General features: G+C 72.6%; 20 protein-coding genes. 6 read left to right on the top strand and 14 right to left on the bottom strand.

Annotation, left to right across the window (positions count from 1 at the left end):
- Positions 1 to 2: 2 nt before the first annotated feature.
- From AB0J57_RS07850 to AB0J57_RS07870, 5 genes are all read right to left on the bottom strand, one after another.
- Positions 3 to 1,742, bottom strand: a complete 1,740-nt coding sequence (locus AB0J57_RS07850; protein WP_366127120.1) for a ThuA domain-containing protein — start codon at positions 1,740 to 1,742, stop codon at positions 3 to 5.
- Positions 1,743 to 1,764: 22 nt separating this feature from the next.
- Positions 1,765 to 4,623, bottom strand: coding sequence for a PQQ-dependent sugar dehydrogenase (locus tag AB0J57_RS07855; RefSeq protein ID WP_366127121.1), 2,859 nt, complete (start codon positions 4,621 to 4,623; stop codon positions 1,765 to 1,767).
- Between the two features lie 263 nt (positions 4,624 to 4,886).
- Positions 4,887 to 5,804, bottom strand: coding sequence for a S1 family peptidase (locus AB0J57_RS07860; RefSeq protein WP_366127122.1), 918 nt, complete (start codon positions 5,802 to 5,804; stop codon positions 4,887 to 4,889).
- Between the two features lie 643 nt (positions 5,805 to 6,447).
- Positions 6,448 to 6,894 carry a VOC family protein gene (locus tag AB0J57_RS07865; protein ID WP_366127123.1) on the bottom strand — a complete coding sequence of 149 codons (447 nt, stop codon included), beginning with the start codon at positions 6,892 to 6,894 and terminating at the stop codon, positions 6,448 to 6,450.
- Positions 6,895 to 6,947: 53 nt separating this feature from the next.
- Positions 6,948 to 7,340, bottom strand: a complete 393-nt coding sequence (locus AB0J57_RS07870) for a helix-turn-helix transcriptional regulator (protein ID WP_366127181.1) — start codon at positions 7,338 to 7,340, stop codon at positions 6,948 to 6,950.
- 207 nt (positions 7,341 to 7,547) lie between these two features.
- Here AB0J57_RS07870 and AB0J57_RS07875 point away from each other — a divergent pair, with 207 nt between their 5' ends.
- Positions 7,548 to 7,742: a hypothetical protein gene (locus tag AB0J57_RS07875; protein WP_366127124.1), complete on the top strand. Its 195-nt coding sequence runs from the start codon at positions 7,548 to 7,550 to the stop codon at positions 7,740 to 7,742.
- Positions 7,743 to 7,830: 88 nt separating this feature from the next.
- On the opposite strand, the gene AB0J57_RS07880 is transcribed toward AB0J57_RS07875, so the two are convergent.
- A complete protein-coding gene (locus AB0J57_RS07880; RefSeq protein WP_366127125.1) occupies positions 7,831 to 7,962 on the bottom strand; it encodes a hypothetical protein in 132 nt (43 codons plus the stop codon).
- A gap of 130 nt (positions 7,963 to 8,092) precedes the next feature.
- On the opposite strand from AB0J57_RS07880, the gene AB0J57_RS07885 reads away from it, so the two are divergent.
- Positions 8,093 to 8,647: a hypothetical protein gene (locus AB0J57_RS07885; RefSeq protein ID WP_366127126.1), complete on the top strand. Its 555-nt coding sequence runs from the start codon at positions 8,093 to 8,095 to the stop codon at positions 8,645 to 8,647.
- 173 nt (positions 8,648 to 8,820) lie between these two features.
- Entirely contained in the window at positions 8,821 to 9,201 is a 381-nt protein-coding gene (locus tag AB0J57_RS07890; RefSeq protein WP_366127127.1) for a VOC family protein, read from the top strand.
- A 61-nt stretch (positions 9,202 to 9,262) separates the two neighbouring features.
- Here AB0J57_RS07890 and AB0J57_RS07895 read toward each other — a convergent pair whose 3' ends face one another.
- The 8 genes from AB0J57_RS07895 to AB0J57_RS07930 all read right to left on the bottom strand — a co-directional run bounded on the left by AB0J57_RS07895 (position 9,263) and on the right by AB0J57_RS07930 (position 14,960).
- A complete protein-coding gene (locus AB0J57_RS07895; RefSeq protein ID WP_366127128.1) occupies positions 9,263 to 9,667 on the bottom strand; it encodes a hypothetical protein in 405 nt (134 codons plus the stop codon).
- A 65-nt stretch (positions 9,668 to 9,732) separates the two neighbouring features.
- Positions 9,733 to 10,107 (bottom strand): fluoride efflux transporter CrcB, encoded by a 375-nt coding sequence (gene crcB / locus AB0J57_RS07900; RefSeq protein ID WP_366127129.1) that lies wholly within the window; start codon positions 10,105 to 10,107, stop codon positions 9,733 to 9,735.
- Positions 10,104 to 10,457: a DUF190 domain-containing protein gene (locus AB0J57_RS07905; protein ID WP_366127130.1), complete on the bottom strand. Its 354-nt coding sequence runs from the start codon at positions 10,455 to 10,457 to the stop codon at positions 10,104 to 10,106. Before AB0J57_RS07905 ends, crcB begins: the two co-directional genes overlap by 4 nt.
- The gene (locus AB0J57_RS07910) at positions 10,454 to 10,864 is read right to left on the bottom strand and encodes a CrcB family protein (RefSeq protein WP_366127131.1); all 411 of its coding nucleotides are present in this window, start codon (positions 10,862 to 10,864) and stop codon (positions 10,454 to 10,456) included. Before AB0J57_RS07910 ends, AB0J57_RS07905 begins: the two co-directional genes overlap by 4 nt.
- Positions 10,865 to 10,885: 21 nt before the next feature.
- Positions 10,886 to 11,101: a hypothetical protein gene (locus AB0J57_RS07915; protein ID WP_366127132.1), complete on the bottom strand. Its 216-nt coding sequence runs from the start codon at positions 11,099 to 11,101 to the stop codon at positions 10,886 to 10,888.
- 104 nt (positions 11,102 to 11,205) lie between these two features.
- Positions 11,206 to 12,504 carry a vanadium-dependent haloperoxidase gene (locus tag AB0J57_RS07920; protein ID WP_366127133.1) on the bottom strand — a complete coding sequence of 433 codons (1,299 nt, stop codon included), beginning with the start codon at positions 12,502 to 12,504 and terminating at the stop codon, positions 11,206 to 11,208.
- Between the two features lie 120 nt (positions 12,505 to 12,624).
- Entirely contained in the window at positions 12,625 to 13,965 is a 1,341-nt protein-coding gene (locus tag AB0J57_RS07925; protein WP_366127134.1) for a phytase, read from the bottom strand.
- 122 nt (positions 13,966 to 14,087) lie between these two features.
- The gene (locus tag AB0J57_RS07930; RefSeq protein WP_366127135.1) at positions 14,088 to 14,960 is read right to left on the bottom strand and encodes an MBL fold metallo-hydrolase; all 873 of its coding nucleotides are present in this window, start codon (positions 14,958 to 14,960) and stop codon (positions 14,088 to 14,090) included.
- Between the two features lie 276 nt (positions 14,961 to 15,236).
- Between AB0J57_RS07930 and AB0J57_RS07935 the strand changes: the two genes are divergently transcribed.
- The 3 genes from AB0J57_RS07935 to AB0J57_RS07945 all read left to right on the top strand — a co-directional run bounded on the left by AB0J57_RS07935 (position 15,237) and on the right by AB0J57_RS07945 (position 18,761).
- On the top strand, positions 15,237 to 17,375 hold the full coding sequence (locus AB0J57_RS07935) for a SpoIIE family protein phosphatase (protein WP_366127136.1): 2,139 nt from the start codon (positions 15,237 to 15,239) through the stop codon (positions 17,373 to 17,375).
- Positions 17,376 to 17,624: 249 nt separating this feature from the next.
- Positions 17,625 to 18,374, top strand: coding sequence for a class I SAM-dependent methyltransferase (locus AB0J57_RS07940; RefSeq protein WP_366127137.1), 750 nt, complete (start codon positions 17,625 to 17,627; stop codon positions 18,372 to 18,374).
- 93 nt (positions 18,375 to 18,467) lie between these two features.
- Positions 18,468 to 18,761 (top strand): hypothetical protein, encoded by a 294-nt coding sequence (locus AB0J57_RS07945; protein ID WP_366127138.1) that lies wholly within the window; start codon positions 18,468 to 18,470, stop codon positions 18,759 to 18,761.
- Positions 18,762 to 18,770 lie beyond the last annotated feature (9 nt).

The following is an 18,770-nucleotide window of genomic DNA, read 5'->3' on the forward strand; positions in this document are numbered from 1 at the left end:
TGTCAGGGCAGGGTCCATTTCTGGTTGGGTCCGGTGTGGCAGGTCCACAGGTGCAGGCGGGTGCCGTCGTTCCAGGTGGCGCCTTCGGCGTCGAGGCATTTGCCGGACTGGGGGTTGCGTACGGTGCCGTCGGCGTGGGGCTGCCATTGCTGGGCGCCGGTGTTGTTGCAGGTCCACAACTGGATCTTCGTGCCGTCGGCGGTGCCTCCGGCGCTGACGTCCAGGCACTTGTCGAGTGCCCGCAGGGTGCCGTCGCCGGGGACTGTCCAGGTTTGGGCGGCGGTGTTGTTGCAGGTCCAGAGCTGGACCCGGGTGCCGTCGGCGCTCGCGCCGTTCGCGACGTCCGCGCACTTGCCGTTCACGCCCCTGATCTGCCCCGTCCGGGGTCCCGGCGGCTGGGTGCCGCCGGATGTCTTGACGCGGACGTTGCGGAAGGACACCCGGTCGCCGTCACCGTGGTTCTGCAGGCCGATGTGCCCCTGCGCGAGGCTGCGCGCCGGATCGGTGTTGGTGAAGTCGTTGATCTTGCGCCCGTTGAGGAAGACCTCCAGCCGCTCACCCGTCACCCGCAGCTCATACGTGTTCCACTCGCCGGGCGGGTTCAGCGCGGCGTCACGGGCCGCCGTGTCGGCCGGCTTGAAGCCGTACACCGCGCCCGTCGTACGGTCGGCACTGTCCGTCGCGTCGATCTGGACCTCGTACCCGTTGTTCACCGCCGACCAGGGGTCGTCGGAGGCGGGGAAACCGATCAGGACGCCGGAGTTGTCGTCCCCCTCCATCCGCCAGTCCAGCTTCAGCGAGTAGTCACCGGTGAATTCCCTGGCCGAGTACCACAGCATGCCCAGCCCGCCCTGTGAGGTGAGCGTGCCGTCGCTCAGGGTGAACGAACCCGGCCCCGCCTGCTTCCAGCCCGCCGTGCCGGAGCCGTCGAACAGCGGCACGTACCCCGTCTCCGGACGGCAGTCGGCCTCCGTCATGCCCGCCGCCCACCGGATGCCGCCGAGCAGATGCCGCCGGAAAGGGCCTTCCGTGTACGACTCGTCGGTGTGGCCGCCGCCCGTGTAGAAGGCCCGGCCGCCCCGGTAGTCCTTGCACCAGGAGATCGGGTGGTCGCCCGACATGTTCCCGCCCGTGTAGGTGGACTCGTCGAGCGAGGCGAGGACGTGCGCGGTGGTACGCGGATTGGAGCGGTAGTTGTACCACTCGTCGAACCGCTGCCAGGTGGCGCCCAAGTGCGCCGTGGCATCGTGCGCGCGGTCCTCCACCCTCACGGTCGCCGTCTGGTTGTGCGGGTGGGAGTGGAACAGGGCCCCGGCGAGCCCGGCGTAGAAGGGCCAGTCGTACTCGGTGTCGGCGGCCGCGTGGATGCCGACGTAGCCGCCACCGCCCTGGATGTACTGCTCGAACGCGGTCTGCTGCGCCGCGTTCAGCACGTCGCCGGTGGTGGAGAGGAAGACGACGGCCTTGTACCTGGCGAGGTTGCCGGCCGTGAAGGCCTGGGCGTCCTCCGTGGCGTCCACGGTGAAGTTGTTGCCGCCGCCCAGTTCGCGCAGCGCGGCCAGCCCGTCGTCGATGGACGAGTGGCGGAAGCCCGCCGTCTTGGAGAACGCCAGGATCCGGTACGCCGGGTCGGCGGCGGCCGGGCGCTGCTGGGGCTCCGTGAGGGCCACCGCCGGGGCGGCCGACGCGCACAGCAGCGCGCCGGCGAGCCAGCAACCGACCCTGGTGAGAGTGGTACGCATGATGGTTACGCCTCCTCTCCTGCTACGGCAGGGTCCATTTCTGGTTGGGTCCGGTGTGGCAGGTCCACAGGTGCAGGCGGGTGCCGTCGTTCCAGGTGGCGCCTTCGGCGTCGAGGCATTTGCCGGACTGGGGGTTGCGTACGGTGCCGTCGGCGTGGGGCTGCCATTGCTGGGCGCCGGTGTTGTTGCAGGTCCACAACTGGATCTTCGTGCCGTCGGCGGTGCCTCCGGCGCTGACGTCCAGGCACTTGTCGAGTGCCCGCAGGGTGCCGTCGCCGGGGACTGTCCAGGTTTGGGCGGCGGTGTTGTTGCAGGTCCAGAGCTGGACCCGGGTGCCGTCGGCGCTCGCGCCGTTCGCGACGTCCGCGCACATGCCGTTCACGCCCTTCACCTGTCCCGTCCGGGGGCCCGCTGTCCCGGTGGTGAAGCGGAAGTCGTCCACGTCGAACAGCGCGCCCGGGCCGCCCTTGAAGACGAGGTACAGCGCTGTCGTCCCGGCGGGCAGGTTCGTCAGCGCGGTGGAGACGTCCTGGAAGGTCTCCCAGCCGCCCGTCACCGGCACCGTCGCCGTACCCAGCAGGGTCCCGGCCGGGGAGCCGGCCCGTACTTCGAGGGTGCCGCCGATGCCGCCGGAGGCGACGCGGGCCGTGAACCGGGTCGCGTCGTCGAGCGCGTACGGCGTGAAGGAGATCCAGTCCCCGTTGTCGATGTGCCCGACCGTCTTCCCGCCGTGGGCCGGGGTGTGGCTGACGACCTGGACGCCCGAGGAGCCGCCGTAGTGCTCGGCCTGCCGGTGGCTGGGCTGGCTGATGTTCTGGTCGTGGGTGGTCAGCGGGGGCTGGCCGTTCGCGCCCTTGTCGGTGTACTCCGCGTCCCAGACGCCGAAGATGTTCGCGTTCGGGTCGTGCTCGCCGTCCGCGATGGTCTGCACCGTGCCGGAGCAGCCGGTGGCGGAGGTCTGCGGGTGGCCGTGGCTGTCGTGCCCGATGATGAAGGTGACCTTCACCTTCGCACAGTCGACGGTGCCGTCCTCCGGGTCGGTGACGGTGACCCTGAACGGGACGGCCGCGCCCGGGTCGATGATCCGGCCGTCGGCCGGCAGCTCCAGCTTCACGGTCGGCGCCGTGTTGCCGACGGTCACCTGGACGGAGGCGGAGGCGCTGCGGCCGGTGCCGTCCGAGACGGTGACGGTGGCCGTGTACTGCCCGTTCGCCGTGTACGTGTGGGAGGGGTTCGCGGCGGTGGAGGTGGCGCCGTCGCCGAACTTCCACGCGTACGTCAGCGGGTCGCCGTCCGGGTCGGAGCTGCCCGCCGAGGAGAAGGCCACGGTCAGCGGCGCCTGCCCGGAGGTGCGGTTCGCCGTGGCCTGGGCGACGGGGGAGCGGCCCTGGGTGACGTGCTCGATGCGGTACAGGGCCGAGTTGGCGTCACCGTTGAAGTAGCCGGTGCCGTAGTCCAGTACGTACAGCGCCCCGTCCGGGCCGAAGGCCATGTCCATCACCTGGGTGCCGTTCCAGGGGAAGGGGTTGATGGACTGGACGGTGCCGTCGGCGCCCTGCGCGATGCGCTTGATCCACTTGCGGCCGAACTCGCCGGCGAAGAAGTTCCCGTCGTAGCTCTGCGGGAACTTGACGGCCGACGTGGAGCCGGCGTCGTAGCGGTAGACCGGCCCGCCCATGGGTGACTCCGAGCCGCTGCCGAACTCCGGTACCGAACCGCCGTCGTACGGGATCCAGGCGGGCTGCGCAGGAGGCAGCTCGGTGAGGCCCGTGTTGCGGGGCGAGGCGTTCTTCGGGGCCGCGCAGTCGAACTTCGCGCCCGTCGCGCCGGTGGCGAAGTCGTGGTCGACGTACGCGTCGTTCTTCCCCGTGCAGTACGGCCAGCCGAAGTTGCCCGCCTTGGTGATCCGGTTGAACTCGACCTGGCCGGCCGGGCCGCGGGTCGGGCTCGCGGTGCCGGCGTCCGGGCCGTAGTCACCGACGTACACGATGCCCGTGGGCTTGTCGACGCTCATCCGGAACGGGTTGCGGAAGCCCATGGCGTAGATCTCGGGGCGGGTCCTCGCGGTGCCGGGGGCGAAGAGGTTGCCGGAGGGTATGGAGTACGAGCCGTCCGCGTTGACCTTGATGCGCAGGATCTTGCCGCGCAGGTCGTTGGTGCTGCCCGACGAACGCTGGGCGTCGTACGCCGGGTTGCGGGAGGGGCGCTCGTCGATCGGTGTGTAGCCGTCGGAGGCGAAGGGGTTGGAGTCGTCGCCGGTCGACAGGTACAGATTGCCCTGGGCGTCGAAGTCGATGTCCCCGCCCACGTGGCAGCAGATCCCGCGCGAGGCCGGTACGTCCAGGATCTTCTTCTCGCTCGCGAGATCGAGGGTGCCGTCCGTGCGGAGGGTGAAGCGCGAGAGGCGGTTGACGCCGTCGAAGGGGGCGAAGTCTGCGGCCGTGCCATTGGCGGGGGCGTCGCCGGCCGGGGTGGAGAGCTTGGGCGCGTAGTACAGGAAGACCTGCCGGTTGGCGGCGAAGCCCGGGTCCACGCCGACGCCTTGGAGGCCCTCCTCGTCGTGGGAGTAGACGTCGAGCTTGCCCGACACCTTCGTCGTGCCGGCGGCGTCGGTGAGCCGCACGGTGCCGTCGCGCGAGGTGTGCAGGACGGAACGGTCGGGGAGGACCGCCATCGTCATCGGCTCGCCGGTCTCCGCGACGCCCTTGGCGAGGGTGACCTGCTGGAACTCCTCCGCCGCCGCTGCTGCTTCCGCTTCCGTTGCTGCGGGGGTGGTTGTGGCGGAGGCCGGGGTGAGGAAAGCCGCGGCGAGTACCGGGGTGAGCGCCGCGGTGAGGAGGAAGGCCGGCCCTCTGCGGGGCCGGTACGGTCGTCTGCGCACAGGAGTCTCCCAGGAACGTGGGGGAAGCCCGGCGGCCCGGAAGGTGGACCGCAGGGGGGAGCACAGGCGCGCGCCGTCGCGCCGGAAGGCCACCGGTCACGGCTCATGACCGGTTCATTTCAAGGAAGTTAGCGGGCCAGGTCCGGTCGCGTAACCCCTTTCGCGGCGGCTTTCGCAACTTCTTCCTCGATCAGGACAAAGGAACGGCGGCCCGCCTGGAGGGGCGGACCGCCGGTGGAGCCAGGGGCGTGGAGCGTGTCGCTCTAGAAGACGCTCACGCCGTACGCGCTCAGCGCCTCCGTCACGGGCTGGAAGAACGTGGTGCCCCCGCTGGAGCAGTTGCCGCTGCCGCCCGAGGTCAGGCCGAGCGCGGTGCTCCCCGAGAACAGCGCGCCGCCGCTGTCGCCGGGCTCGGCGCAGACGTTGGTCTGGATCATGCCGTACACGACGTCGCCGTTGCCGTAGTTGACGGTCGCGTTGAGGCCGGTGACCGTGCCGCCGCGAAGGCCGGTGGTGCTCCCGCTGCGCTGGACCGACTGGCCGACGTACGCGTTGCCCGCTGCCGTGATGTCGCGGTAGCCGCCGTTGTACAGGTACACGCGGCCGTCCGCCGCCGAGGCGTTGGAGTGCCGGATGATGCCGTAGTCGTTGTTCGGGAAGCTGGAGCCCGTACGGGTGCCGAGCACGGTGGTGTTGGAGGAGTTGGTGTACCAGGTGCTGCCGATGTTGGTGCAGTGACCGGCCGTCAGGGCGTAGTACGTGCTGCCGCTGCGGACGTTGAAGCCGAGCGAGCAGCGTCCGCCGCCCGCGTAGATGGCCTGGCCGCCCGCGATCAGCTTGTTGAACGTGCCCGGGGTGCGCTTGATCTCCAGGGCGCCGGCGCGGCTGCCGGCGGCCTCCTTGATCCTGGCGAGTTCGGCGGCCGAGACGGTGGAGTCGGCCGTGACGACGAGCTTGCCGGTCTTCGCGTCGGTGTACCAGGCGGTGCCCGGCACGTCGGCGCCCAGAACCGCGTCGCTCGCCTGCGCGAGCTGGGCGGCGGTCGCCCGGCCGCCGTCGAGCGGGGCGGCGCCGGCGCTCGGGGCCGCAAGCGCGGAGGCGGCCAGCAGGGCGGCCGCGACGGCGGTCAGCCGCGCGCCTCTCGCGATGCCGCCGAGGGGGGTGAAGCGCTTGAAGTTCACTGCATCCTCCGGTGGGGGATCCGTGGCCCGCTGGGTGGGCGGGCCCGACAGGGCGCCGGCGAGGCGGCACGTGACGGTTGTTTGCCGTCATGTGCCTGACAAGCGGCGCGGTAGGAATCCTGGGCTCCGGTCGGGTGCGTGGGCAAGATCGCCTTTTGGTCGTGCCATGCGCGTCCTCCGGCGGCGCCCGCTGTACGGGTTCGCCGGGGCGCGGCCGGCTGGGGTGCGGGGCGCGCAGAGCAAAGGGTGGGCAACTTTGCTGATCGTTCGTCAGCTCGTCCGGTGGGTCGGACGGCATCCGGTCAGCCGGAATGGAGGCGTCGCCGAGCGTGGGCGTCGAATGCGGCGTTCGAGCTGTTCAGCGTTCAACGGAAAAGGGGTGGGAGGCCGCGGGACCCGCCCGGCGGAGGCCTTACCCGCCGCAGCCCGGTGGCGTCCGGTGGGGCCCGGCGCCGCCCGGCGTTGCAGTGGCTCCCGCAATCCTGGCGCCGCGCGGCGAACGGGAGCCCCCGGTGGTGGAGGGTCACGCACCTCCACCGGCCGGGGGCCCCGGAGCCGTCCGTATGCGTCAATCACTCCCGTTCGCCCAGGGTGCGTCCGTGTCCGAATCCAGTCGCCCGGGCCGGCACCCCGCGGGTCCGGGTCAGCAGGCCCAGTCCTTCTCCAGGTCGAGGTCTCCCTCGTGCGCCTGGGTGAAGGAGAACCAGTTCCCCGAGTCGTCGCGGAAGATCGCCTCCGTGCCGTACGGCCGCTCCTGCGGCTCCTGGAGGAACTGCACGCCGCGCGCCTTGAGCTTCTCGTAGTCCCCGTGGATGTCGTCGGTGGCCAGCACACCCGCACCGAGAATGCCCTTGGACACGAGCTTCTTCATCGCCTCGGCGGACTCCGGGTCCATGGCCGGAGGGCCCGGCACCATGAGCGTCAACTGCACGTCGGGCTGGTCCTTGGCCCCCACGGTCAGCCAGCGCATGCCGCCCTCGCCCATCGTCATGTCCGTACGGACCTCAAGCCCCAGCTTCTCGGTGTAGAACTCCTTGGCCCGGTCCTGGTCCAGGACCCAGACGGTGGAAATGGCGAGACCCTTGATCATGTTCATACTCCTCAGCGGTCGTGCTTGCCCTGCCACCGTAGGCAGCGGCGGCCTCAGCCCGCTTCTTCGGAATTGCGGTGTCCGGCCGCCGGCCGCGCGTTCGGGAACCCGCCGGCCCACAGCATCGCGTAACACCCCGGTATGAGCGCGGCCCCGCGCCCCACGTGCTTGGCGCGGTACTCGCTGGGGGAGAGCCCGGTCTCCTTCTTGAAGCGCGCCGAGAACGTACCGAGGCTGGTGAATCCGACGAGCGCGCAGATCTCGGTGACCGACAGGTTCGCCGTGCGGAGCATCTCCTCCGCCCGCTCGATGCGCCGCCTGGACAGGTACTGCCCGGGAGTCTCCCCGTACACCGCCTTGAACGCCCGGATGAAGTGATAGCGCGAATACCCCGCGTGCGCGGCGACCGCGTCGAGATCGAGCGGCTCGGCCCAGTCGCGGTCCATCGCGTCCTTGGCGAGCCGCAACTGCTTCAGGTGGCCCAGGTGCGTCGTCACGGTCCCCATGCTGACACCCGCCACTGACAACGCCACGGCGCGAACGTCCGGGGTGCAAAGGTTCCGGGGTCCAAAGGTCCGGGGTGTAAAGGACTGGGCTGCGAGGAAGTCGGGAGGCACAAGCCGAGCCAGGTCGACGAGAGGCGAGGGAGAGCCATGAAGGACCGCGACCACAAGCCCGAAACCGCCGCCGACGAGGTCCTGGACGAGTTCGAGGAAGCCGAGCTGCGGCTCGACGACGGAGGCCCCGACGAGCACGACAAGGAAGCGGCGGACACGCTCACGCCCAGCCTGACAGGCCAGGAGTCGGTCCAGAACGACAAGCACCGCCGGGACGAGGACACCGCCTGACGGCCACGGCCGGGCCACCGCCACGCCTGGGGTCCCGCACGCGTCTCCAGAGGGCGCCCGCGCCAACTTCCTCCGGAACGACCAACGATCAGTGCTCGGGGCCCTCGCCGAGCTGCTGCCCGGCCTCGGCCAGCAGGCCGTCGGCCCTCATCCGCGCCTCCTCGGCGGTGGAGCCCAGCCGGCGATTCGCTACCCCCTCCCGTGTGGCACCGCCACCCATGGCCCACGCATACGGCTCCGTACCTGGCCGAATACCCAACGCGACGGGAACCGCGGGTATGCGCCACCGGACGTAACGGGTTTCGCGCGGACCGGTGCGCCACGCCCGGAAGTGCCGATACGGTCCGCCCATGGACGACGTCGAGTTGACCAAGAGCATCGACGCATGCACGCCGCCCGACCAGTTCGTGCGACTCCGGCTGGCCGCCTACGACGCGGCAGCCGACGCCGGAATCTCCTGGTCCCTCAACGGCCGGCCACCACGCCGGGCCGAAGTCCGGATCGCCCGGGAACTGCACCAGGACATCCAGTCGGCGCGGGCCGCCTGGAGCGCGCCCGACACCCCCGACGACCACTGGCCACAGCTCGTCCGCAGGCTGCACAGTCTGCTCCACATCAGCCACCTCATACCCGCCCTGCTGGAGACCAGCGCCGGCCAGGACCTCGACGCGGACCTGGTCCAGGCGCTGCGCACGGCGGCCGTCATGTGCGGCGGCTTCGACCGGCCGCTGACCGAACTGGAGCACGCGCTGCGGGACGACCCGCCCGGCGAACACCACCGCGACTCCGGCCGCGCCCCCGACCCCGACCTCCTGGCGGCCGCCTCCCGGCACGCCCTGACGGCCCTGCTGCTCCTGGACAAGCAACTGCTGTCGAAGATCGCCGCATGCGGGGGCACACCCTAAGGCCCGTCGCCGTCCGGCCGGGCGGGGCGAGGACGCCGAAGAGGACGCCGAAAAAGCCTTCGCGCCCGCTCGCCCCGCCCGGTACGGTCTCGGACGTGTTCCCGCCGTGCGGAGCCCGAGAGCTCCGCGCGCGGCCGCCCCGGAAGTCCCCACGCCGAGAGCAGGTTTCGTCCATGGCATGTCGTATCAGTGAGCTCGTACTGGGCTGCCGCGACCCCGAGGTGCTGGCGCGGTTCTGGTGCGAGGTCCTGGACTTCGTGGTGCTCGATCGCGAAGAGGACGGCACCCTCGAGATCGGGCCGCGCGAAGGGTTCGGCGGCCCCCAGCCGACGATCATCCTCAGCCGCAGGGACGAGCCGGAGCAGGGGAAGCCCCGGCTGCACATCGACGTCAACCCCACCGACCGCGATCAGGACGCCGAGCTGGAACGCCTCCTGAAGCTCGGCGCGCGCCCGGCCGACATCGGCCAGACCGGCGAGGAGCAGTGGCACGTTCTCGCCGACCCCGAGGGCAACGAGTTCTGCCTGCTCAAGGCCCGCCTCAACCCGCTCTGAGTTCGTCCGGCCGCTGCTGCCCGCCCCGTTGCGCGGGCGGCAGCGGTTGGCACGACAGCGCCTAGCCCCGCCCCCGCAGCCGCCGCGCGGACCGGCGCAGCAGCCTTCGCAGCGACCGCCGCAGCCGCCGCACCGGCCGGTACGGTCCGTGGTGCTCCCGGGTGTGGAAGGCGGCGTCTCCGGAGCCGACCAGCGGCACCTGCGGCATCAGGTAGCGCATGCCGCCGGTCTCCAGCACGCAGAAGGGCACCCCGCCCATTTCGTGGGGGTCGCTGACCGTGATGCTCAGCGGGCGCGGCGGGTCCCCGGGCAGCTCCGCCGTCACCGTGCCGCCCGTGCGCCGGTCCGGCCCGTGGGCGACGACCTTGCCGTCCACCAGGACCTCGAACCGTCCCCCGGCACCCAGGAACTGGACGGTCACGGAGTGCCCGTTCTGATCGACGTGGAAACGGTGACCAAGGGCCATGACACGCCTCCCGGGCCGTTACGGGACCGCCACAACCCCAGCGTACGTACGGCCGCCCCGGCGGCTCAGGTCCAGAGCGCCTCCGCCACCCACGCGCCGGCGAACACCGCACCCAGGCCGGCGGCCACGCTGCCGACCACGTTCGCGGCCGCGTAGAACGCCGCCCCGCCCTCCACCAGGCGCAGCGTCTCGTACGAGAACGTCGAGTACGTGGTGAGCGCCCCGCACAGCCCCGTACCGACCAGCAGCCGCAGCCCCGGCGAAGCGGCCCCCGCGACGGCTGCACCCGTCAGCACGCCCAGGACCAGGCAGCCCACGACGTTGACGGTGAGCGTCCCCCACGGGAAGACCGAGTCGTGCCTCGCCTGCACGGCCCGGTCGGTCAGGTACCGCAGCGGCGCCCCGACCGCCGCGCCCGCGATCACCCACAGCCAGTTCACCGCGCCCGCTCCCCGCCGGAGTACCGCACGGTCTCGCACGCGTCGAGCACGACCAGGCCGTCCGCGACCAGCCCGTCCAGCCGCGGCAGGAACGCCCGTACGCGCTCCTCGTCGTCCACGATGACGACCGCGACGGGCAGGTCCTCGCTCAGCGACAGCAGCCGTGCCGTATGGACCAGGGACGACGCCCCGAAACCCTCGATGCCCCGGAAGACGGACGCCCCGGCCAGGCCCGCCTCGTGCGCCCGGTGCACGATCTCGCTGTACACGGGTCGGTGCCGCCAGACGTCGTTCTCGCTCACGAAGACGGTCGCCCGCAGCGCCCGGGCGCCGCTCACCGGTCCGGTCATGCCTGCCTCCACGCCAGTACGCGGCGCGTCAGCCACGCCGCCGTCGCCACCGCCACCAGCGCCGCCGCCGGGGTGAGCGCCAGGTACGCCAGAGCGGTCGGGGTCCGGCCGCCCACCAGGAGCTGCCGGACGTCGGCCGCGTACGCCGAGAACGTGGTGAACCCGCCGAGCACCCCCGTGCCGAGGAACGGCCGCACCAGCCGGTGGGCCGACCCGAGCTCGGTGATCACGACCATCAGCACGCCGATCAGCGCGCAGCCGGCGGCGTTGACGCACAACGTGGTCCAGGGAAAGCCACCGGCCGCCGTCGGCCAGAGCAGCGACGCGCCGTAGCGCGCCGAGGCGCCCAGGGCCCCGCCCGCCGCCACGACCGCCACCACCGGCCCCTGCGCCCGCCACGCTGTCATGAACGACAGCGTAGGGGCCCCTTACCGCCCCAAGCCGTCCAGGGGCCGCAGGTCGTCGTCGGTCAGGGCACGCCCGGCGCTCTGCGGCTCGGGGCTGCCGGTGTTGCCGTACGACTGCGTCGAGAAGTTGCCGTTCTGCGTGTGCACCTCGCGCTCGCCGGCCGCCGAGGCCAGGGGCGCGGAGACACCGAGAACGGCCGCGGCGACGCCGGCGGTGGCCAGAACCTTCTTGATCATGAGCTCGTTCCTTATCGTCGAAGCGACCGGACTTCGGACTGGGTAACGGTCGCGCGACGACGGACGTATGCCGCATTCACCCGTTTGCCGGGCCGGACCCGCCTTCACGCGCGCACGGGCCGGAAGTACCGCTCCAGGGCCCATGCCGACAGTTGTCGCCCGACCTCGTTGCCCACGGTGTCGGCGGTCCGGGTGTGGATGCCTCCCCACACGCGGGCGTCCACCACGTCCCGGTTGTAGTCGCGCGCGTAGTGGTAGTGCCGGGTCGCCCCCGTGCGGCGGGACAGGACGCGGAGGTCGACGCGAGAGGTGCCCAGCAGCCCCGTCACCGTCCGCATCAGGGCGCCGCCGGACGCCGCGTGGCCGCTGAGGTAGTCGGGATGGGCCGGCGTGGGCAGCAGCGGTTCCCAGTGGGGGTCCGTGCGGGTGGCCGGATTGCCGTCCAGGTTGGCCTGCCGGATCGCGGTGATGGGCCGCCACGTGCCGTAGTGCAGCTTGGCGTCCCACGCGGTGATGACCGCGTCGAGCTGGGTGGTGTTGGCGGCCGCGTACAGCCGGGCCGTGTCGACGATGTCGAGGCGGTGCCGGGCCGCGTGGTCCCCCAGGGCGTACGGGATGTCGGGGTTGGAGAAGAACAGCGCGGTGTCGGTCTGCGCGGCGGTGCGGCGCGAACCGGTCCCGGCCCCGTACTCCCGCACCTCGGCCAGGTCCCTGGCGTACCGGGCGGAGGTGAGGAGCGGCGGGGGCGGCGGCCGGAACTGGTCGGGGGAGCGGAGGAGCATCGGGCGCAGCCGCCCCAGCCAGGCGCTGTCGAACCGCTGGTGAGCCGGTTGCGTGGGCCGCCAGACACCGGGTGCCGGGTACGCGGTGAACGGCACCGACGCCCCGCGGCCGTCCCCGGCGCGCAGCGCGAGGACGTGGTCGGCGGCGCGCGCGCCGAACGCCACGCCCTCGTTCTCCGCCCGGCCGTCCGGGACGCGCGCGAGGCTCTTGGCGTAGAGCTTCCGCAGCCGGGGCGCCGCCGCCGGGAAGTTGAGCCGCAGGACGCGGTACGCCGCTGCCGCCGCGGCGGCCTCCGACGATGCCGTACGGGGCCCGTGGCCGCCCCCGCGGTACGGCTCGTACCGGCCCTCGATGCCGACCACCGCGTTGTACACGGCCGTGGAGACGAACGCGTGCCAGACCATCTCCTCCGGAGCGATCACCTTGCCCTCGGAGTCGACCGTGCCGGTGACGGTACCCAGCCACTCGCTGACCACCGCGCCCGAGGGCGGCGCGTGGTGACGCGTCGCCGCCCCGGCGGCGGTGTGCGGAACGCCTGCCGCCAGGGCCGCCAGCCCGGTCACGGCGGCGACCGCCACGGCCGCCCGCGATGCCCGCCGTCCCGCTCTGTTCCGTCGCACAGCGAAACTCCTCGAAGAGGTGACCTGTCCGTACAGCTCTTGACCCCGGCGCGGCCGCGCAACCACACCGGGGCGGCAACGCCACCCGGACGGAGTCCGCCGCTCAGGCTCCTCGGTCCCTCAGTCCTCCAGGCGGTCCATGACCTCGCCGAGGTCCACGAACGTGAAGTCGGTGCCCTCCCGTTCGCCGGCCGCCGGCGTGTCCCGGCCGTCCTGGACGACGAGCAGGCCGCGCGGGTACGCCGTACCGAGCGGGGCGTTGAGGACGGCGGCGCCGTCGCACTCCTCCGAGCCGTCAACGGCGCCGTCGGCCGTGGCGGTGACCCGGAAGCCGCCCTCGTACTCGTTGGCGTCCTCCGGCTCGCGGTCGTACAGCGCGAAGGTGTCGTCGCCCTGGCTGGAGGCGAGGAGGTGGCCGTCGCCGTCGGCCTCGGTGAGCAGGGTGAGGCCCTCGACGTCCGCCGACAGGCGGGAACCGCCGAAGCCCGGGTCGGCGCCGGGGACGCACTCCTCGCTCGCCTCGTCGTACACGGCCGGTACGCCGTACTCGCGGACCCGGTCGACGAGCTTCGGGGCGGTGCCCGTCAGGTCCGCGCGCACGCGCCAGATGCCGACGTCCTCCTGCCCGGCGTACAGCATGCCGTTGGCCGGGTCGACGACCATGCCCTCCACCTGGGGCAGCTCGCCCGGCTCCCCGCACGGCGTCCATGACGTGCCGTCGGGCAGCCGGAAGGACGACGGCAGGTCCAGGCTGCGGACCTTCCGGTAGGTGACCGTGCCGGCGGGGGTGGGCGTGAGCTCCAGCAGGGCGACCGTGGTGCGGTTGCGGCGGCTGACGAGGGCGTAGGAGCGGCCGGTCGCGCGGTCCGTCCAGGTGGCGAGTCCGTAGGCGGTGTGCTGGTCGTTGATCTCGTCCTGGTCCGAGGAGAAGACCGGCGGCGCGGCGGGGTCGGTGATGTCGGTGAGCGGCCCGGCCGCGCGGCCGGGCGTGATGCGGTGGATACGGAGACGGTCGTGGCCGCGGTCGGTGGTCACGGTGACGTCGGCGCGGCCGGACGGCAGCCGCAGGCCGTGGACGAGGTCGACGTTGTTGAAGCGGCCGGGGGCGTCGTCCGGCCCGGTGGCCGGGGGAGCGGGTACCGACTGCACCTCGCGGGCTTCGAGGTCGTAGACCCGTAGGCCGCCCTCCTTGGCGGTGGCGATGACCAGGCTGCGGCCGGGCTGGGCGGCGTTGCGCCAGATCGCCGGGTCGTCGGCGTCGGCGTTGCCGCCCGCCTCGTCGTCGTACAGCGTGGCGGTCTCCGCGCGGGGCGTGACGACCGGCAGCGGCCGGGCGGCGCCGCTGGCACGGGCGCCGGGTGCGGCGGGGGCGTGGGCGCCGGCGGGCACGGTGGCGGCGAGCGCCGCCAGCGCCGTACCGAGGACGAGCGCAGCGGGCCGGACAGGACGGTGCCTGAACACGAGGGGTACCCCTTGCTGTCGGGAGCATGGCAAACCGGTGCGAGCCTGGAGCTGCCCGGTGACCGGCCGCCCTACGCGGGGTGTGCCCCTCGTGAACTCATCGCGTCATGGCGCCCGGCCCGTCAGGTGGGCGCGCCGGGCGCGGGCGCCTCGGCGGGCCTCTCCTCCGGCACCTTCACCGGTCCGGGCACCGGCCCGCCCGGCTCGAAGCCGGCCAGCATCCGTTCCAGTTCCCGCTGGTCCGGGCCCATGAAGGGGTCGGACCCGGGCGCCGCGCTGATCGCGTCGACCATCCGGGACGTGAGGCCGGAGGCGGGCGGCAGATGGGTGCCCAGGACGATCTCGGGGTCCATCTCCCGCAGCGGCCGCACGGTGTCCAGATACTTGCCGACGTCCACGGTGTGCACCCACGGGCTGTCGACGGTGGCCCACAGCAACTGCGCCGCCCGCAACTGCTCGGGAACCACGGCCCCCGCGTTGTCGCCCTCGGCGAGGTCCGCGCTCGGCATGGGCGCCCCGAAGCAGTCCGAGCTGAAGCAGGCGCGCGACCTGTCGTCGTAGAAGCCGACCGTCGCCGGACTGTCGAAGAGCGGCGGCCGGAACGCGGCGAGCGTACGGTCGCCGACGTCCAGGGACTGTCCCGGGTTCAGCAGGAAGACCCGTTCCAGGGGCAGTGGCCGTTCGGTGGACATGATCCCGGCACCGATGTAGGTGGTGACGATCCGCGCCCGCGGAGCCGCGTCCAGCAGTGCGAACAGGCCGCCCGTGTGATCCCGGTCGGGGTGGGTCAGCCATATCCACCGCACGTCGGCGGGGTCGATCGCCGAGCCGAGCAGCTCCAGGAAGTTCCGGTCGGGAAGACCGAGGCCGGTGTCCACGACGACCGGTGCCTCGGCGTGCAGGACGAAGGCGTTGACCGGCAGGAAACCGATACCGGGCACCTCCAGGTAATCCGCGAGGACACTGATGTCGCGGCCGACTCTGTGCATGGTCATGGTGGAGCTCCGATGCCCCCCAGCGCTGGAGAAAGCCCGCGGCCGCCGACAGGGAGCGGGCGGGTCACCCCCCGCACCCCGTGCTCCCCACCCCTCCATAGTGGTCCCGCCCCCAACGGTCCGCACGCCAGTGGCGTTCGCCCGCTTCGCCGCCTTCGCCACCGGAGCCGGTGAGTACCACCCGAGCCGGTGGTACTCGGACTGGCAGCCGTTCCGGCCCCCGGCGTGCGCGCGCGCCGGTACGGAGGCACGGTGGCAGCACGGAGAGGAGCGGTCATGGGCGGCGCAGAGGGCTTCCCGGCCGACCGTGGCACGGCGGGCGGGGCGGGGGCGGGCGCGGGAGCGGTGACGGGCGCGGGGGCCGCGACCGGCGACGCCGGGGCGGAGCCCTCGTCGGCGGAGGGCCTGCTCGACGTCCTGGGGGTGGCGGCCGTGGTGCTGGACGCCGACGGGCGCATCGTGCTGTGGAGCCCGCAGGCCGAGCAGCTCCTCGGCTACACGGCCGAGGAGGCGCTGGGCCGGTACGCCGCGCACGTGCTGGTCCCCGAGGAGCACTACGAGCGGGTCCTCCGCCTGTTCGACCAGGTGATGAGCAGCGGCGACACGTGGGCGGGGGAGTTCCCCGTACGGCACAAGGACGGCACCACCCGCGTCCTGGAGTTCCGCAACATGCGGCTCCTGGACGACCGGGGCGACTACTACGCGCTCGGCCTCGCCACCGACCGGGCGACCCTGCGCAGGGTGGAGCGGGACCTGGCCCTGTCGGTCCGGCTGGTGGACCAGTCCCCGATCGGGCTGGCCGTCGTGGACACCGACCTGCGGTACGTGGGGGTCAACGCCGCCCTGGAGCGGATCGACGGCCTGAGCGCCGAGCAGCACAAGGGCCGGAGGGTCGCAGAACTCCTCCCGTTCGTCAACGCCGCGTCCGCCGAGCAGTCGATGCGCAACGTCCTGGTCAGCGGCGTGCCCCTGCTCGACCGCCAGATGGTGGGCCGCACGCCGGCGGACCCGGACACCGATCACGCCTGGTCGGTGTCGCTGTACCGGCTGGAGGACGTCGGCGGCCGGGTGCTGGGGCTGGCCATCTCCGTGATCGACGTGACCGACCGCTACCGGGCGGCGATGGAGGCGGAGCGGGCACGCGACCGCCTGGCCCTGGTGGCCGACGCCTCGGTACGCATCGGCACCACGCTCGACCTTGAGCAGACCGCCCGCGAGCTGGCCGACATCGCGGTGCCCGAGCTCGCCGACGTCGCCGCCGTCGACCTCCTGGACACGGTGCTGGAAGGGCGCCCCGGCCGCATCCCGGCCGACGGACCGGCCGTCATCCGCGCCCTCGCCGTCGCCGCCGCCTACCCGACCGTCGCGGTCCAGGCCGCCGACCCGCCGGGCGAACCCGCCCACTACAGCGCCGACCGGCTCGTCACCCGCTGCGTACGCACTGCCCGGCCGGTCATGGTGGCCGAGGTCGACGACGACGCCCTGTCCTGCATCGCCCGCGACCGTGACGCGGCGGAACTCCTCGCCGAGGCCGGCCTCCACTCGTACCTGGCCGTGCCCCTGATCGCCCGGGGCGAAGTGCTGGGCGCCCTCGACCTCAAACGCGCCCGCAACCCACTGCCGTTCACCGAGGACGACGCCCTGCTCGCGAGCGAACTGGCCGCCCGCGCGGCGGTGTGCATCGACAACGCCCGACTCTTCCGCCAGCAGCGCGAGACCGCGCTGACCCTCCAGCGCAGCCTGCTGCCCGAGACGCCCCGCCACCTCGTCGGGCTGGACGTCGCCTCCCGCTACCAGCCGGCCGGGGCGGGCAGCGAGGTGGGCGGCGACTGGTTCGACATCATCCCCATGGACGACGGCCGCACCGCGCTCGTCGTGGGCGACGTGATGGGCAGCGGCATCAACTCCGCCACCACCATGGGCCGGCTGCGCACCGCCACCCAGACCCTGTCCCGGCTCGCCCTCGAACCCGCCGAGGTCCTCCGCCACCTCGACGAGATCACCGCCGGCCTGGAACCCTCCCTCGCCACGTGCGTGTACGCCGTGTACGACCCCCACCGCGCCCAGTGCTGCCTCTGCACCGCCGGCCACCCCCCGCCCGTACTGATCCGCGCCGGCGACGGCCCCCGGCTGCTCGACCTCCCCACCGGCGCCCCCCTGGGCGTCGGCGGCGTCCCCTTCCTCGACGTCACGACCGAACTCGCCCCGGGCGACCGGCTGGTGCTCTACACCGACGGCCTGGTCGAAACCCGCGACCAGGACATCGACACCCGGCTGGCCAGGCTGCTCGAACTCCTCCACACCCCGGACCCGTCCCTGGAGGACACCTGCGACCGCCTCCTGCGCGAACTGCGCCACGGCCACGGCGGCAACCACGACGACGTCGCCCTCCTCGTCGCACGGGTCCGCGACTGACCGACCGGCGAGGCGGTCAACCGGCCGCTCCGGAAACCCGGTTGGGCGCTGCCCGGGAAGCGCCCGTGAGGGCCGCCGGAAGGGGGCGGGGGCGAGCGTCCGCGCACCGTCGGGGTGAGCCCCTTTCCCACCCCGCGCGGAGGGCATCCGGGGCCGTACACGCCCTTGCGGCACCCTTGCCGCAGGCCGTCCGAGCTGGGCTTTCGTGCCGTCCGGATCTAGGGTCCGGGTATGGCGAAAGGGGACCGGATGGACCGCACCATACGCACGGTGGACGACGTACTGAACCTCCTGGACGGCTTGTTCGCACGGGAGGCCGACCGCTGGACCGCCGACGGGGCCACCTGGTGGGACGGCTTCTACGCCGACCGTGCCGAGCCGGTCCCGTTCTTCGTGGGCAAGCCGGACGAGAACCTGGTCTCGTACCTCGAACGGGGGCTGATCAACCCGGGCGGCCGTGCTCTCGACCTGGGCTGCGGTCCCGGGCGCAACGCCCTCCACCTGGCGTCGCTGGGCTTCGAGGTGGACGCCGTCGACCTCTCACCGGTGGCGATCGCCTGGGCCGAGGAGCGCGCCCGGGAAGCCGGGGCCGCCGTCCGGTTCCACCGCGGGGACGCCTTCGCGCTCGCCGAGACGGAGCTGGCCGGCCCGTACGACCTGGTCTACGACTCGGGCTGCTTCCACCACCTGCCGCCCCACCGCCGCATCAGCTACCTCGCCCTGCTGCGCAACGCCCTCGCCCCCGGCGGCCACTTCGCCCTCACCTGCTTCGCCGCCGGGGAGATGGGCTCGGAGGAGCCCGACGCTGCCTTCTACCACCAGGGCGCCCTCCATGGCGGGCTCGCCTACACGCCCGAAGCGCTGCGCTGGATCTTCTCGGACCTGGGGGGTGATCCGGACCTCGCGGAGGTGGAGCTGCGCCGTATGCGCGACGAACCGCCGGAATCGGCCTGCTTCGGCGAGCCCTTCCTGTGGACGGCGTTGTTCCGGCGGCGGTAGCGGCGGTAGCGGCGGTCACCGGATCACCCGGGCGGGAAAGGGACGTAGGCGGACAAGCCGTGACTGGTGGTTGATTGAGGCGTTGATCAGGTTATGACCAAGACTCAGCGCCTCCTCACCGCACTCGCCGTCGCCGCCGGCGCCTCCGCACTGTCGGCCCCCGTCGCCGGAGCGGCCATCGTGCCGGCCCCGACGGGCCCGCAAGGCCCGTCCCTCCTCAACCGGGTGGACAACCTCTCGAAGATCGCGGTCGCCCCCGAGCACCGTTCCGAGCTGCCCACGGTGACCGAGCAGTTCGGCGGCCTCGACGGGCTCCAGCGGCTGGGCGAGGCGCGGCAGCTCATCGAGCCGGTGGCACCGGTGCTGTGGCTGCTGCCGCTGGGCTAGGTCGCGGGC

This window comes from Streptomyces sp. NPDC049837, assembly GCF_040674455.1.
Lineage (GTDB): Bacteria > Actinomycetota > Actinomycetes > Streptomycetales > Streptomycetaceae > Streptomyces.

Coding starts and splice junctions, on each gene's coding strand:
- AB0J57_RS07945 (WP_366127138.1), top strand. CDS start 18,468: ATGACCAAGACTCAGCGCCTCCTCACCGCACTCGCCGTCGCCGCCGGC.
- AB0J57_RS07865 (WP_366127123.1), bottom strand. CDS start 6,894: ATGATCAAGGGTCTCGCCATTTCCACCGTCTGGGTCCTGGACCAGGAC.
- AB0J57_RS07910 (WP_366127131.1), bottom strand. CDS start 10,864: ATGACAGCGTGGCGGGCGCAGGGGCCGGTGGTGGCGGTCGTGGCGGCG.
- AB0J57_RS07915 (WP_366127132.1), bottom strand. CDS start 11,101: ATGATCAAGAAGGTTCTGGCCACCGCCGGCGTCGCCGCGGCCGTTCTC.
- AB0J57_RS07905 (WP_366127130.1), bottom strand. CDS start 10,457: ATGACCGGACCGGTGAGCGGCGCCCGGGCGCTGCGGGCGACCGTCTTC.
- AB0J57_RS07930 (WP_366127135.1), bottom strand. CDS start 14,960: ATGACCATGCACAGAGTCGGCCGCGACATCAGTGTCCTCGCGGATTAC.
- AB0J57_RS07890 (WP_366127127.1), top strand. CDS start 8,821: ATGGCATGTCGTATCAGTGAGCTCGTACTGGGCTGCCGCGACCCCGAG.
- AB0J57_RS07895 (WP_366127128.1), bottom strand. CDS start 9,667: ATGGCCCTTGGTCACCGTTTCCACGTCGATCAGAACGGGCACTCCGTG.
- AB0J57_RS07870 (WP_366127181.1), bottom strand. CDS start 7,340: ATGGACCGCGACTGGGCCGAGCCGCTCGATCTCGACGCGGTCGCCGCG.
- AB0J57_RS07885 (WP_366127126.1), top strand. CDS start 8,093: ATGGACGACGTCGAGTTGACCAAGAGCATCGACGCATGCACGCCGCCC.
- AB0J57_RS07875 (WP_366127124.1), top strand. CDS start 7,548: ATGAAGGACCGCGACCACAAGCCCGAAACCGCCGCCGACGAGGTCCTG.
- AB0J57_RS07940 (WP_366127137.1), top strand. CDS start 17,625: ATGGACCGCACCATACGCACGGTGGACGACGTACTGAACCTCCTGGAC.
- AB0J57_RS07880 (WP_366127125.1), bottom strand. CDS start 7,962: ATGGGTGGCGGTGCCACACGGGAGGGGGTAGCGAATCGCCGGCTGGGC.
- AB0J57_RS07935 (WP_366127136.1), top strand. CDS start 15,237: ATGGGCGGCGCAGAGGGCTTCCCGGCCGACCGTGGCACGGCGGGCGGG.
- AB0J57_RS07850 (WP_366127120.1), bottom strand. CDS start 1,742: ATGCGTACCACTCTCACCAGGGTCGGTTGCTGGCTCGCCGGCGCGCTG.